This window comes from Acidovorax sp. GW101-11A03 (assembly GCF_059424825.1).
Genome location: NZ_JBWKZU010000142.1, coordinates 1 through 1305, shown reverse-complemented (window position 1 = coordinate 1305; position 1305 = coordinate 1). Strand labels below are relative to the sequence as shown.

Annotated in this window: 1 protein-coding gene; it reads right to left on the bottom strand. The window is 62.7% G+C overall.

From position 1 onward, the window contains the following. Positions 1-59 precede the first annotated feature (59 nt). Entirely contained in the window at positions 60-1205 is a 1146-nt protein-coding gene (locus AC07Z7_RS25070; RefSeq protein ID WP_494768044.1) for an IS481 family transposase, read from the bottom strand. Positions 1206-1305: the final 100 nt, after the last annotated feature.

The window sequence follows — 1305 nt, the reverse complement described above, 5'->3', positions numbered from 1 at the left end:
TCGCCTGTTCAGACCGGACACATGGGAAACAGGTGTGCGGGAACATGGGTAACACCTCCTCAATTGGAAGCCGTCAAAGCGTTCATGTCCAGACGCATGAATCGCTGGTGACAGAAGTACAGGTCAAAGCACCCGTCGTGCAGATCGTCCGGGCGCAAGGCGACCGGCAGTCTGTGCAGTGCACTGGATAACCGCAGCTTGTGTCCCCGGAATTTCACAAAGCCATTCCAGCCCACCGTGAGCACATGGTCGCGCTCGGCGTACTCGATGGGCGCCAGGGTCGTTGGCATGGGCCGGGCACTCATGCGGTAGTGCTGCACCGGTGTCTGCATCGCCAGTGCCTCGTGAGGCCGGTGGTGGTTGTAGATCTCACGCCAGCGCTGCATCGCCTCCTGCGCCTGGGCCAGGCTGTCGAAGGTCCGCCCTCGCAGCACCTCGGCTTTCAAGGAGCGGTGAAAGCGCTCGATCTTTCCGTTGGTCTGCGGATGGTACGGACTGCTGTGGCTGCTGCGCACGCCCAGGCGGATCAGCCAGACATCCAGGGTACTCAAGTGACCAGGGGCGCTGGGTGAGCCCCAGGGCGAGCCGTTGTCGGAATTGATGCGCGCAGGCATTCCATAGCGCTCAAAGACACCCTGCAGCAGCGTCTGGACCGTGGCAGCGTCGGTCTTGCTGCAAGCCGTCGTGGCCAATGCGAAGCGCGAGTGATCGTCCAGCAGGGTCAGCGGCGAGCAACGCCCTGCGGCCGTCTCGAAGTAGCCCTTGAAATCCATCTGCCACAGGCCATTGGGCAGTTCGTGCTCGAAACGTTGCCATTCGCCTTGGGTATCGTTGTCCGCTGGCGCGATCAGCCCATGGCGGCGCAACAGGTCCGTGACCGTGCTGGGGGCCGGCACCTGCTCATGGCCCAGATCCTGCAGCCGCCGGCAGATCTTGCGCGCGCCCCAGGCTGGGTGTTGCCTGCGCAGCTCCAGCGCGGCCGATTGCAAAACCTCTGCGGTCTGGCGGGGGCTGTGCAGCGGACGGCGTGAGCGCTCGGTGAAAGCTTTCTCGCCTTCGCTCGCAAAACGCTTGAGCAGCGCGTAGCCAGCCTTGGGAGAAATGCCGAAGCGACGACACAACTCGCGCCGGTTGGCGCCGTCATGCAGTGCCAGTTGCACGAACTCTCGTTTGGTGGTCATGAGATCTCTCGGTTGCCAGGGCATAGGTTTCTCCTGGGCAGGGTTTGCCAAGGCGAAGTGTTTCCTATGTCTCCGCACACCTGTTTCCCATGTGTCCGGTCTGAACAGGCGACGCGAAAGAAAG